This is a genomic window from Variovorax sp. WDL1 (assembly GCF_001541225.1).
Classification (GTDB): Bacteria; Pseudomonadota; Gammaproteobacteria; order Burkholderiales; family Burkholderiaceae_C; genus Variovorax.
In genome coordinates this window covers 1-12391 of record NZ_LMTS01000317.1, presented here as the reverse complement: position 1 = coordinate 12391, position 12391 = coordinate 1, and the positions used below count along the sequence as shown (strand labels likewise).

General features: G+C 68.9%; 11 protein-coding genes. 4 read left to right on the top strand and 7 right to left on the bottom strand.

Features of this window, described 5'->3' with window-relative positions; translation table 11 throughout:
* Positions 1-126: 126 nt before the first annotated feature.
* From APY03_RS36265 to APY03_RS36245, 5 genes are all read right to left on the bottom strand, one after another.
* Positions 127-1185 (bottom strand): ABC transporter ATP-binding protein, encoded by a 1059-nt coding sequence (locus APY03_RS36265; RefSeq protein ID WP_068685114.1) that lies wholly within the window; start codon positions 1183-1185, stop codon positions 127-129.
* Positions 1186-1187: 2 nt separating this feature from the next.
* Positions 1188-2096, bottom strand: coding sequence for an ABC transporter permease (locus tag APY03_RS36260; protein ID WP_068685112.1), 909 nt, complete (start codon positions 2094-2096; stop codon positions 1188-1190).
* Entirely contained in the window at positions 2093-3061 is a 969-nt protein-coding gene (locus APY03_RS36255) for an ABC transporter permease (protein ID WP_068685110.1), read from the bottom strand. The genes APY03_RS36260 and APY03_RS36255 overlap by 4 nt, the downstream gene beginning before the upstream one ends.
* Before the next feature lie 15 nt (positions 3062-3076).
* Positions 3077-4681, bottom strand: a complete 1605-nt coding sequence (locus APY03_RS36250; protein ID WP_068685108.1) for an ABC transporter substrate-binding protein — start codon at positions 4679-4681, stop codon at positions 3077-3079.
* Between the two features lie 226 nt (positions 4682-4907).
* Positions 4908-5861, bottom strand: a complete 954-nt coding sequence (locus tag APY03_RS36245; RefSeq protein ID WP_068685106.1) for a Bug family tripartite tricarboxylate transporter substrate binding protein — start codon at positions 5859-5861, stop codon at positions 4908-4910.
* Positions 5862-5896: 35 nt separating this feature from the next.
* Between APY03_RS36245 and APY03_RS36240 the strand changes: the two genes are divergently transcribed.
* The 3 genes from APY03_RS36240 (at position 5897) to APY03_RS36230 (ending at position 8742) form a co-directional block, all read left to right on the top strand.
* Positions 5897-6862, top strand: a complete 966-nt coding sequence (locus APY03_RS36240; RefSeq protein WP_083944815.1) for a LysR substrate-binding domain-containing protein — start codon at positions 5897-5899, stop codon at positions 6860-6862.
* A gap of 220 nt (positions 6863-7082) precedes the next feature.
* Positions 7083-8237: a zinc-dependent alcohol dehydrogenase gene (locus APY03_RS36235; protein WP_068685103.1), complete on the top strand. Its 1155-nt coding sequence runs from the start codon at positions 7083-7085 to the stop codon at positions 8235-8237.
* A gap of 19 nt (positions 8238-8256) precedes the next feature.
* Positions 8257-8742: a hypothetical protein gene (locus APY03_RS36230; protein ID WP_068685101.1), complete on the top strand. Its 486-nt coding sequence runs from the start codon at positions 8257-8259 to the stop codon at positions 8740-8742.
* 15 nt (positions 8743-8757) lie between these two features.
* On the opposite strand, the gene APY03_RS36225 is transcribed toward APY03_RS36230, so the two are convergent.
* Positions 8758-10206, bottom strand: a complete 1449-nt coding sequence (locus APY03_RS36225; protein ID WP_068685099.1) for an NAD(P)/FAD-dependent oxidoreductase — start codon at positions 10204-10206, stop codon at positions 8758-8760.
* A gap of 24 nt (positions 10207-10230) precedes the next feature.
* The gene (locus tag APY03_RS36220; RefSeq protein WP_068685097.1) at positions 10231-10638 is read right to left on the bottom strand and encodes a nuclear transport factor 2 family protein; all 408 of its coding nucleotides are present in this window, start codon (positions 10636-10638) and stop codon (positions 10231-10233) included.
* A gap of 117 nt (positions 10639-10755) precedes the next feature.
* Here APY03_RS36220 and pdxR point away from each other — a divergent pair, with 117 nt between their 5' ends.
* Positions 10756-12291 (top strand): MocR-like pyridoxine biosynthesis transcription factor PdxR, encoded by a 1536-nt coding sequence (gene pdxR / locus APY03_RS36215; RefSeq protein WP_068685095.1) that lies wholly within the window; start codon positions 10756-10758, stop codon positions 12289-12291.
* The last annotated feature ends 100 nt before the right edge of the window (positions 12292-12391 follow it).

Below are 12391 nucleotides of genomic sequence, written 5' to 3'. Positions count from 1 at the left end.
GACTCGGCTGCCGGGACGACGCCCCGGCTCCAGCCTCAACACGACAGCAACGTACGAATCGACAGCCGCGTGCCCTCACCCCAACCCTCTCCCGGAGGGAGAGGGAGCAAGACCACCCGAGATCCCTCACGCCGCCTCCCTCAGCTTGTGCGGCTGCGGCGCCGCATGCAGCCAGCAGGCCGCGCCGTGCGGCATCGCCGCGTGCAGCGGAACGAACGCACTCGGCAGCTCGAACATCGGCGGCACCTCGGTCGCGCAGCGTTCCATCGCATGCGGACAGCGCTCGCGAAAGGCGCACCCGCTGCCCAGCTCCCAGATCGAGGGCACCATGCCGGGGATCTCGGGCAGTGCCTCGCGGTCCTCGCCGATGGCGCTGCTGCCGAGCTCGGGGAGGCATTCGATCAGGCCGCGGGTGTAGGGGTGCCCCGGCTCGCCCAGCACCTGCGCTGCGGTGCCTTGCTCGATCACGCGGCCGGCATACATCACCATCACGCGATCGGCCATCTCGGCCACCGCGCCCATGTCGTGGGTGATGAGCAGGATCGCCGTGCCCTTCTCGCGCTGCAGCTCTCGCAGCAGGTCGAAGATCTGGGCCTGCACGGTGACGTCGAGCGCGGTGGTGGGCTCGTCGGCGATCAGGATGTCGGGCCGGCAGGCCAGGGCCATCGCGATCATCACGCGCTGGCGCATGCCGCCGGAGAGCTGGTGCGGGTACTCGTCCACGCGCCGCTCGGGCGCGGGGATGCCGACCTGCCGCAGCATCTCGATGGCGCGCATCCGCGCCGCATGCACGTTCATGCCGGCATGCAGCTGCAGCGACTCGGCGATCTGGTCGCCCACGGTGAACACCGGGTTGAGCGAGGTCATCGGCTCCTGGAAGATCATCGAGATGCGGTTGCCGCGCACCTCGCGCATGCGGGCCTCGCCGGCCTTGAGCAGGTCCTCGTCCTGGAACAGCACGCGCCCGCCGCTGATGCGCCCGGGCGGGGAAGGGATCAGGCGCAGCAGGGCCAGCGCGGTCATGCTCTTGCCGCAGCCGGACTCGCCGACCACGCAGAGCGTCTCGCCGCCGCGGATCTCGAAGTCGACGCCGTTGAGCACCTGGGCCTGGCCGCGGCGGGTCCGGAACTCGACGTGCAGGTCCTGCACACGCAGCAAGGGCGGGTTGGAAGAAGGCGCGGGCATGGTCAACGCTCTCTCAGCTTGGGATTGAGTGCATCGTTGAGGCCGTCGCCGATCAGGCTGACGGCGAGCACCGTGAGGAAGATGGCCGCGCCCGGGAAGGCCACCGCCCACCAGCACGACAGCACGTATTGCCGGCTCGATCCGATCATCAGGCCCCAGCTCATCTGGTTGGGATCGCCCAGCCCGAGGAAGGAGAGCCCGGCCTCGAACAGGATGGCCGCGCCCACCGCCAGCGTGGCCGACACCACCAGCGGCGGCAGCGCGTTGGGCAGGATCACCTTCCAGATGATGCGCGCGTTGCCGGCGCCGATGGCGCGCTCGGCGCGCACGAACTCCAGGCTGCGGAACTTGAGGAACTCGGCGCGCGTGAGCCGCGCGGTGCCGGTCCAGCTCACGATGCCGATGGCCAGCGTCACGGTGACGAGAGAGGGCGAGAACAGCGTCACCACCACCATCGCGAAGAGCAGGGCGGGCAGCACCTGGAAGAACTCGGTCACCCGCATCAGCGCGGCATCGACCCTGCCGCCGTAGTACCCGGCGAAGGCGCCCAGCGTGATGCCGATGGCGACCGACAGCAGCGCCGCCACCGCGCCCACGAGCAGGGTGGCCCGACCCCCGTAGACGAGTGTGGTCAGTACGTCGCGGCCCAGGTAGTCGCTGCCCAGCCAGGCGTCTTCGCTGAAGGGCGGGGTGAGCGGGGCGGAGCGGATCTCGAAGGGATCGGCCGGATAGACCCAGGGCCCGGCGATCGCGACCAGCAGGATCAGCAGCAGCATCGCCATGCCGGCGATGGCCGAGGGGTTGCGCAGGAACATGCGCAGCGCCTCGGCGCCGGGATGCTCGACCTTGAGCGCGGGGCGGGCCGCGGGCATTGCTGCAGTTGCAGAGGGCAGCGTGGCGCTCTTGTTCATGAGGATTTGATCCGCGGATCGATGAGGCGGTAGCACAGGTCGGTGATCTGGTTCATCACCACGACCACGATGGAAGAGAACAGCAGCACGCCGAGGATGGTGGGGTAGTCGCGGCGCAGCACCGAGTCGAAGGCGAGGCGGCCCAGGCCGGGCCAGTTGAACACCGTCTCGACCAGGATCGCACCGGCCAGCACGTTGCCGAACTGCAGGCCGAGCACCGTCACCACCGGCAGCAGCGCGTTGCGCAGCGCATGCTTGTAGAGCACCACGCGCTCGGCCAGGCCCTTGGCGCGCGCGGTGCGGATGAAGTCCGCGCCCAGCACGTCCAGCATGGAGGAGCGCGCCAGCCGGCTGTACTGCGCGAGGTAGACCAGCCCGAGCGTGACCGTCGGCAGCACCAGGTGGTGCAGCACGTCGAGCACGTCCGCGATGCCGCCGCCCGAACTGTCGGCCGCGCGCATGCCCGAGACCGGCAGGATGGGCAGGATGGAAGCGAACAGGATCACCAGCATGATCCCGACCCAGAACACCGGCGCCGCGAAGCCCACCATCGACAGCACGGTGATGAACTGCGACAGCGCGCCGTTGGGCTTGCGCGAGGAGAGCACGCCCAGGGCCGTGCCGACCACGAAGGCCAGCAGCACCGCGCTGAGCACCAGCAGCAGCGTGGCGGGCACGCGCTCGGCGATCAGCGCGGTGACGGGCAGGTTGAAGAAGTAGGAATAGCCGAGGTCGCCCTGCAGCACCTTGCCGAGGTACACACCCAGCTGCACCGGCAGCGGGCGGTCGAGCCCGTACTGCGTGCGCAGCTGCGCCATCATCTCCGGCGACATGCCGCCGCTGGCGCCGGCGATGGTCTCCACCGGATCGCCGGGCGCAGCGTGCACCAGCACGAAGTTGAGGATCACCACCGCCAGCACCAGGGCGAGGCCCTGCAACAGGCGCGACGCGATGTAGCGCGGCATGGTCGTCGCCCCCGCCTACTTGAAGTACACCTCGTCGTACGGGGACATCGGGCCCCAGATGGTCGCCGGCACATTGCCCAGCTTCTTGCTCGCCACCGTGTGGTAGGGCACCTGGTTGATGAACACGATGGGCAGCTCGTCCGTCACGATCTTCTCGAAGGTGGCGTAGTAGGCCTTGCGCTTGGTCGGGTCGATGATGCCGCCGGCGGTGTTGAGCAGCTCGTCCACCTTCGGGTTGCTGTAGGACTGCGTGTTGGTCCAGACCACCGGCTTGATGTTGGTCGAAAGGTAGGTGCGGTGCACGCCGATGATCGGGTCGCCCCAGTTGAACACCAGGTCCATCGACATGTCGAAGTCGTGCGAGGCCATGCGCTTGGCCCAGGCCGGGAAATCGGCCGAGGCGCGCACCTCGACCGCGATGCCGACCTTCTTGAGCTGGCCGCGGATGTACTCGGCCACCGTCTTCTGCTGGTCGTCGGCCCCGGGCAGGTAGTCGATGGTGAGCTTGAAGCGCTCGCCGTTCTCGCCGGCCTTGTAGCCTGCCGCGTCCAGCATCGCGGCGGCTTTCTTCAGGTCCACCGGGTAGCGCACCAGGTCCGTCACTGCGAAGGGGCTGCTGGCCACGATCGGGCCGTCGGCCGGGGTCGCGAAGCCGCCCATCAATGCCTTGGTGATGAAGTTCTTGTCGATCGCGGTGGCAATGGCCTTGCGCACCTGCACGTCGGACAGCGGCTTCTTCGTGAGGTTGAAGGCCAGCCAGTTCAGCGCGCCGATGCCTTCGTAGCCCTTGGGCGTGAGCGTGATCTGCGGATTGTTCGCCAGGCGCTTGAGGTCGGTGGGCACGCTGGCGAACGGCAGCATCTGCATGTCGCCGCGCTCCAGGCCCAGCATCAGGCTGGACATGTCGGGCGTGATGTTGACGATCACCTTGTCGAGGTGGGGCTTGCCCGGCAGGAAGAACTTGTCGAAGCGCTCCATCACGATGCGCTGGCCCGACTTGAACTCGGCGAGCTTGAAAGGGCCCGAGCCGACCACGTCGGTGGTGTTGCGAGGGTGGCTCTTGAGGTCCTGCCCATCGCCGTAGATGTGCTTGGGCAGGATCGGGCACAGGGCAGGCGACATCGCAAGCACGATCGCCGGGTGCGGCGTGCTCATGCGGATGATGGCGGTGTGCGGGTCGGGGGTGTCCACCTTTTCGACCGGGCCCATCATGGTGGTGAAGGGATGGTTGGCCTTGATCGCCATGATCGAGAAGGCGACGTCGGCCGAAGTCACCGGCTTGCCGTCGTGGAACACGGCGTTCTTGCGCAGGTTGAGCGTGAGCGACTTGCCGTCTTCGGCCAGCTTCCACGAATCGGCCAGGTAGGGCTGCGGATTCCACTTGTCGTCGAAGCGCAGCGGGCTCGCGAAGATCTGCGTCGAAGGCACCGCGGTCGCGATGCCCGACTGCACCGCGCCGTTCAGGTGCCGTGGGATCTGGGTGCTGCCCAGCACCAGCGTGCCGCCGCGCTTGGGGGCTTCGTCGGCGATGGCGGCAGGAGGCAGGGAGACGAGCGCGCTGGCGGCGAGCAGGGTGGCGGACAGCAGCGCGGCGCGGCGCGTGGTCGGGAGTTGGGGCATGCGAGACCTCGTGAAATGCGACAGATGAGGCGGCTGTTGCCGCCGCGAGGTCGACGATAGGCGTACGCGGTGCCGCGGCGAAGATCCAACAGGGCGCGACATGCAGGGCCAGAAGGCTCGGGTTTGCCCGGGGGTGCACCATGAAAACGCACGCGCCCCAATCTGGCCACCGGGTCGCAGGCCGCGCAACCTCCCTTCATCGGGCTGCCGGGCCCGCTGTGCTGCGCTACTGAAGCGAGATTCCCCCGCGTCGCAGCACTTCGGTCCAACGGCGGGTCTCGCCGTCGACGAAGCTGCGAAACGCCGACGGGCCGGACGCGCCGACGGGTTGCAGCCCAGCCGACTTCAGGCGTTGGCGAACGCTTTCGTCGGCCAGGACCTTGCCGATCGCGGTCGAGATCTGTTCGATGCGTTCGGGCGGGGTCCCCGCGGGCGCGACCAGTCCGTGCCAGTCGACCAGGCTGGCGTCGGCGTAGCCGATCTCGACCAGGGTCGGCACGTCAGGCAAGGTCGCCAGTCGTTGCGGGGAGGTCACCGCCAGCGGCCTCAACTTTCCAGCCTTGATGAGCGGCAGGGAGGCAGGCGCCGTGGCAAACATCGCATCCACGTGCCCGCCGGCCAGCGCGGTGAGTGCCGCGATCGGCCCGTTGAAGGGAACGTGCCGGATTTGTGTCTTGACCTGCTGCGCGAACAACTCGGCAGCAAGGTGTGAAGGCGTGCCTGTTCCGCCGGAAGCGTAGGCCAGCCTGGACTGCGGGTCGCTGCGCAGCAGGTCGGCAAACTCCACGGCGGTTCCTTCCGACCTCACGACCAGGACGTTGGCGACGGTCGAGATCTGCCGGACCGGCGCCAGGTCGCGGGCCGTGTCGTACGGCAAGGACTTGACGGCGTGCGCGGCAACGGTGGATTGCAGGGCGAAGGTGCCCAGCGTGTTGCCATCGGCCGTGGCGCGGCTGACCGCGCCAAGTGCAATGCTGCCTGCGGCTCCCGGCCGGTTCTCGACCACGATCGGCTGGCCGAGTTCCTTTCCCAGCGGGTCGCTGAGGGTCCGCGCGACGATGTCGCCCGGCGTGCCCGGAGGCCCGCCCACGATGATCGTCATGTGGGGAGGCATGCCGGTCTGCGCGGCAGCGGCAGCGGCTGCAAGCAGGCCGATCAGAAGGTACAGAAGTCTCTTCATGTTGCGCTCCTCTTCGAACTGGGAAGAAGTAAAGCATGTGGACCCGCCTGCCCGTAAGATGCCGAAGCTTCTCCGGGATAACCTTTGGCTATCACCTCATGCAACTCGGGCAACTGAAGGTCCTGTGCGCGATTGCGGAGACAGGCAGCATCCGCGCCGCCGCCCGAACCCTGGGCTTGTCACAGCCTTCGGTGACCAAGAGCCTGCGCGTGCTGGAACAGGACCTCGATGTGGTCCTGGTGCACCGAAGCAGCCGGGGCATCGTCCTGACCGAAGCCGGGCGAGCCCTGCTTCCACGCGCTCGCGGCATCCAGGCCGAGGTCCAGAAGGCCCGCGAGGACATGGAGCGGCTCGCCGGGCGCGCGAGGGACTCGGTCACCGTGGGCGTTGCTTCCGTGATCGGTGCCTGGCTCGTCCCCCCGGTACTCGTGCGCCATGGCCGCGAGCACCCCGGCACGATCGTGCGGGTGATCGAGGGCACCCAGGAGACCCTGCTGCCGATGTTGCGCGACGGGTCGATCGACTTTGCGGTGTGCCTGCGCCTCGACGATGAGCCCACCAGTGGGTTCACGGTCCGGGCATTGGCGCGGTTTCGCCTGACGGTGGTGGGCCGCAAGGGGCACCCGCTTCGGAGTGCGCGCAGCCTGCAGGAGCTCGGGTCGGCCCGGTGGATCATGACGCGCCCCCGGGGCAAGGGCGGGGTGCTGGAGCATGCGTTCCGGGCCGAGGGGCTGTCCATTCCTCGATCGGCGGCAGAGTGCGACTCGCACGCGATCAAGATCTCGACACTCGCCCAGAGCGACGCGCTTGCGCTCGTCGCGAAGCCGATGCTGAACGAGCCTGCCGTCGCAGCCCTGCTGGAGGAGATCCCGCTGTCGAAACCCTTGCCGCTCCTCACGGCAGGCCTCTACACGCGCAGTGACGTTCGACTGGCTCCGGCGTGCCGTGCGCTCTCCCTCGCACTCGAGGCGGAGTGCAAGAAGATCCTGCGCCTCAACTGACGAAGGATTGGGGCGACGGCGCGGCAGCCGAGGCGGCTGGGCGGCCGGCGCAAGCGCACGCAACGCCCTGTAGGCGCGCGGCGCCAGCGAAGTCCGCCCATCACCTACGCACCACGCGCCGAACGCCGCCAACCTATCCGATCTTCGAGGGCCTCGAACGCGAGCGCGGTGGCCCGGTCATCCACCTTGCAGCAGAGCATGGATCGAAAGGACACACACGATGCTAGCCATGGACTACCGAGGCCCCTACCGCATCCGGGCCGTCCACAAGCCCGACCCGGTGATCGAGCATCCGAACGACGCCATCGTGCAGGTGACGCGCTCCTGCATCTGCGGTTCGGACCTCCACCTCTACCACGGGCTCGTGCCCGACACGCGCGTGGGCAGCACCTTCGGCCATGAATTCATCGGCATCGTGGCGGACGTCGGCAGCTCGGTGCGCAACCTCAAGCCGGGCGATCGGGTGCTCGTGCCTTTCAACATCTTCTGCGGCACCTGCTACTTCTGCCAGCGCGAGCTCTACAGCAATTGCCATGACACGAACCCCGAGGCCACCGCTGTCGGCGGCATCTACGGCTATTCGCACACCGCCGGCGGGTACGACGGAGGGCAGGCCGAGTACGTGCGCGTGCCCATGGCCGACGTGGGCCCCACCCGCATTCCGGATGACATCCTGCTGGAAGACGCCGTCATGCTCACCGACGCCTTCCCGACCGGCTACCAGGCGGCGGAGATGGGGGAGATCGAGGAAGGCGATACGGTGGTCGTGTTCGGCGCGGGGCCGGTCGGCATCTTTGCGGCCAAGTCCGCCTGGTTGCTGGGTGCTGGCCGCGTGATCGTGGTCGACCACCTCGACTACCGGCTGGACTTCGTCAGGAACTTCGCCCAGTGCGAGACCTTGAACTTCCTGGGCGTGGACGACATGGCGATCCACATCAAGAAGATGACCGATGGGCTGGGCGCCGACGTCTGCATCGATTGCGTGGGCTCCGAGGCCGCGGGCGGCTTCCTGCAGCGGCTCACCGGCGTGAAGCTGAAGCTGCAGGCCGGCGCGGCCACCGTGCTGCACTGGGCCATCAACTCGGTGCGCAAGGGCGGCGTGGTGTCGATCGTCGGCGTGTACGGCCCGACCTTCAACTTCGTGCCGATCGGCAACGCGATCAACAAGGGGCTGACGCTGCGCATGAACCAGGCGAGCGTCAAGCGCCACCTGCCGCGCCTGATCGAGCATATCCAGGCGGGCCGCATCCAGCCGCACAAGATCATCACCCACCGCATGCCGCTGGAGGAGGTGGCCGACGCCTACCACCTCTTCTCCAGCAAGCTCGATGGCTGCATCAAGACGGTGCTGATCCCGCCGGGCGCGCCGCACTGAGCCGAACGAAGGAGCCCACATGACAACGCCCGAGAAGTACGCGCATATCCAGGGTTGGGGCGCCGACCTGGACCACGCCAACCGCCCCGCCTACCCGCGCGAGCGCCGTCCGCCTCGCCTGGAAGGGGTGCATTGGGACCACCCCGAGCAGCAGGAGCGCCATGTCGAGGTGCTGCACTCGACGGAGCGGCCGGGCATCACGTCCATCTTCGGCAGCACCGTGCCTCCCAGCGGGCTGAGCGGCCGCCTGCGCCGGCTGGCTTTCAGGCACAGCGAGAACGACTTGCGGCATTGGCTGCTGCTGCTCTTCGCCGACCGGGTCAATGTCGGCGAGGGCCTGGTCGACGACCTGTCGCGCGGCCACGTGCCGCGGCTCTATGCCGAGATGGGCGGGCGTGCCGAGCTGCGGCACAACCCCGCCGGCGCGGCGCGCAAGGCGCTGATCCTTGTCGGCACGATCGGGTTGTGCTGGTTGGCGCTCAGGCGGCGAAGCCGGCGCTACTAGTCGCGGCCGGCCGGGCTACTTCTCGTCACGCAGCCAGTACCACTTGTAGAGCACCCGCTGCCCGATCCGCCTGAAGGGCGCGAACGCCGGAGACTCCACGAGCCCCAGCACGTTGGGGAAGGGCAGCGGCGAGCGGTAGATGGGCAGCTCGAAAACCTCCCGGCCTGCGTCCTGCCCGGCCACGCGTTCGGCCAGGCGCTTGCCGGCCCAGGTCGAGAAGGAGACGCCGTTGCCGCCATAGCCGACCGCATACCAGATCTTCCTGTCGGGTTCGGGCTGCGTGATGCGCGGCATCATGTCGTGGCTCACGTCGACCCAGCCCCACCACGAATAGTCGATCTGGATGCCGGCCAGCGGCGGGAACTTGCGTGCGATCGCGTCGGTGAGCAGCTTCAGGTGCACCGGGTCTTCGGCGTCGGCGCCGCTGACCGAGCTGCGGCTGCCCAGCTGCAGCCGGTTGCCCTTGAGCAGGCGGTAGTAGAAGCGCAGCGTGCGCGTGTCCGTCAGGAAGGTGAGCGACTTGAAGTTGGTGGCCTGGAGCTCGGCCTCGGTCAGCGGGCGCGTGACCACCGAGTTCGACAGGATCGGCATGATCTTGTTCTTGAGCAGCGGCGAGAGCGCCTGCCCGGTGTAGCCGCCGGTGCACACCGCCACGCGCCGCGCGCGCACGGTGCCGCCGGGGGTGCGCAGGTGGTGCACGCCGTCGATGGTCTGCCAGCCCTGCACCGGGCTCGACGTATGGACCTTCACGCCCAGCGCGCGCGCCTTGCGCATCAGCCCGAAGGTGAACTTGAGCGGATGGATGCCCACGCCCTCCGACTCGAAGAGCGCGCCCACGGCCTCCCGCTCGTCGCAGAAGTCGCGCCGCACTTCCTCGGCGCTGAGCATGCGCGTGTCGTAGCCGAACTGCTCGCGCATCAGGCGCGCCTCGGCCTCGAGGCCGGCGAGCTTCTCCGGCCGGTGGGCCAGGTAGAGATGGCCGCCGTCGTAGGCGTCGCAGTCGATCTGCGTCGTCAGGTGCCTGAAGTTCTCGAAGCCGGCGCGGATCTCGGCATCGAGGCGCCGGGCCGTGTCCAGGCCCCAGCGCTGGATCCACTGCGAGCGCTTGAGCCGGCCGCTGGCGTTCTGGCCCTGGCCGCCGCTGCGGCTGGAGCAGCCCCAGGAGGCCTGGTTGGCTTCCAGTACTGTCGCCTGGATGCCGTGCTCCTGCGCCAGGTAGAGGGCGGTGGACATGCCGGTCGCACCGGAGCCGATGATGGCCACGTCCACATCGATATCGCGCAGCACCGGCCCGTCGTCCTCGGGCGGCGTGCCCGCGCTGGCCACCCACCAGGTGGGCGCGTAGGCGCGGCCGGCGCCCGGGTCGGGTGCCACCAGGGGGTCGTAGCGCGGGTCGTAGGGCTTGGCCGCGGGCGCGGCCCGGCCGCCGGTCGAGAACTGCGCGGTGCCTGCGGTGGTCGTCATGGCGTTTCCTTGATCCAGGAGCTGCTACTTCGCCGCGGGCAGGTTGGGCCGCGTCTTGCGGAACACGTTCTTGAGCGCGATCTTGCCGTCCTTGAAGCTGAAGACATCGATGCCGTCGGTCTCGATGCGGCTGCCGTCGGCCGCGGTGCCGGTGAAGGTCCATTGCGAGGTGCCGAAGTCGCCGGCCACGAAATGCCGGCCGTTGCGCCACTGCGCATCGGGCACCGTCTCCCAGGCCGCGGCGAAGGCCTTGCGCACCGCTGCGGTGCCGCTGTGTCGGGTGCCGCAGGCCTCCGGGCCGGCGGCGGTCTGGAACACGCAGTCCTCGTGCATGAAGCTCATCAGGGCCTCGATGTCGTGGCGGTTCCAGGCCTCGCTGAACGCCTCCAGGGTGGCGATGGTCACGGGGGCGGGCGATGCTGCTGCGGTCACGCGGAACTCCTGTCTTGTCGATGAGCGCAAGCGTAGAGAGCCGGCGCGCGCAGCGATAGGGCCAGATGCGGGGATTCGACCGAGCCAGTCGGCCGATCGGCCTAAACTTTGCGCACCATGGCGAATCCCCGATCGATCCAGTGGGCGCAGCTTTTCGCGCTGCCCGAGCAACCCGGCCTGCCGCTGCAGGGGCGCCTGCGCGCCGCCGTGGTGCAGGCCATCCTGGAGGACCGGCTGACCCCCGGCGCGCCGCTGCCCTCGTCGCGCGAGCTCGCAACGCTGCTGGGCCTGAGCCGCAACACCGTGACCTCGGCCTACCTGCAATTGATGGACGAGGGCTTCCTGGAGGCGCGCCCGCGCAGCGGCGTCTTCGTCGCGCACAACGCGCGGCCGCTCACGGCCGAGCTGGCCGAGCCGCTGGTGGGCCGCAGCGGCCAGTCGGGGCAGCCGCCCGAATGGGCGGCGCGGGTGCTGCGCTCGCAGGTGGACCGGCCCACGCTCTCCAAGCCCGACCGCTGGCGCGACTACCCGTACCCTTTCGTCTACGGCACCTACGACCCGCAGCTGTTTCCCACCGAGGACTTCCGCGAATGCTGCGCGCGCAGCCTGGCGCGCTCGCAGCTGCCGCACTGGACGCCGGACTTCGAGACCGACGACGTGCCCGACCTGATCGAGCAGATCCGCACGCGCCTCCTGCCCCGGCGCGGCGTGTTCGCGCTGAAGGAGGAGATCCTCGTCACGCTCGGCGCCCAGCACGCCTGCTACCTGCTGGCCGAGGCGCTGTTCGACGAGCACACCCGCGTCGGGCTGGAGGAGCCGGGCCATCCGCATGCGCGCAACAGCTTCGCGATGCGCAACCCGAAGTGGGTGGAGATCGGCGTCGACGAGGAAGGCCTGGTGGTCGATGCGCTGCCGGCCGCCGACTACCTGTTCTGCACGCCGTCGCACCAGAGCCCCACCACCGCCACGCTGAGCCTGGAGCGGCGCCAGTGGCTGCTGCGCAAGGCCGAGCTGCAGGACTTCGTGATCATCGAGGACGACTACGAGGCCGAGAACCTCTACGAGGGCACGCCGATGCCCGCGCTCAAGAGCCTGGACAAGACGGGGCGCGTGATCTACGTGGGCTCGGTGTCCAAGAGCCTGTCGCCCGCGCTGCGGCTGGGCTTCATCGTCGCACCGCGCGCGCTGATCAAGGAGCTGCGGGTGATCCGGCATGCGATGGTGCGGCATCCCAGCGCTTTCCTGCAGCATGCGTATGCGTTGTTCCTCTCGCTGGGGCACCACGAGTCGCATGCGCGGCGGGTCAACCATGCGATGCAGGAGCGGCTGGCGCTGGCGGCGCAAGCGCTGCGCGAGCATCTGCCGGACTTCGAGTTCACGCTGCCCTCGGGCGGCGCGTCGATCTGGGTGCAGGCGCCGTCGTGGGTCGATGCGGCGGAGCTGGCGCTGATGGCGCGCAGCCATGGGGTGCTGATCGAGGCGGGGGATGTGTTCTTTGCGAAGCCGCCCTATCCGTGCCCCTTCTTCCGGCTGCGGCTGTCTTCGATCGCGGCGGGGCAGATTCCGGCGGGGATCAGGGCGTTGGGGGTGGCGGTGCAGGAGCTGGCGCAGGCGCGTGGGGAGAGCTTGAGCGGCGCGCCTCGCACCCACTGACTTTGCGCTGTCTCCCTCTGGGGGCGAGTGGGGATGAGGGCGCTGGGCGGTTGACTTCGAACGTTGCTGTTGGTTGGAGGCTGGGGCCGGGAGTTCGCCC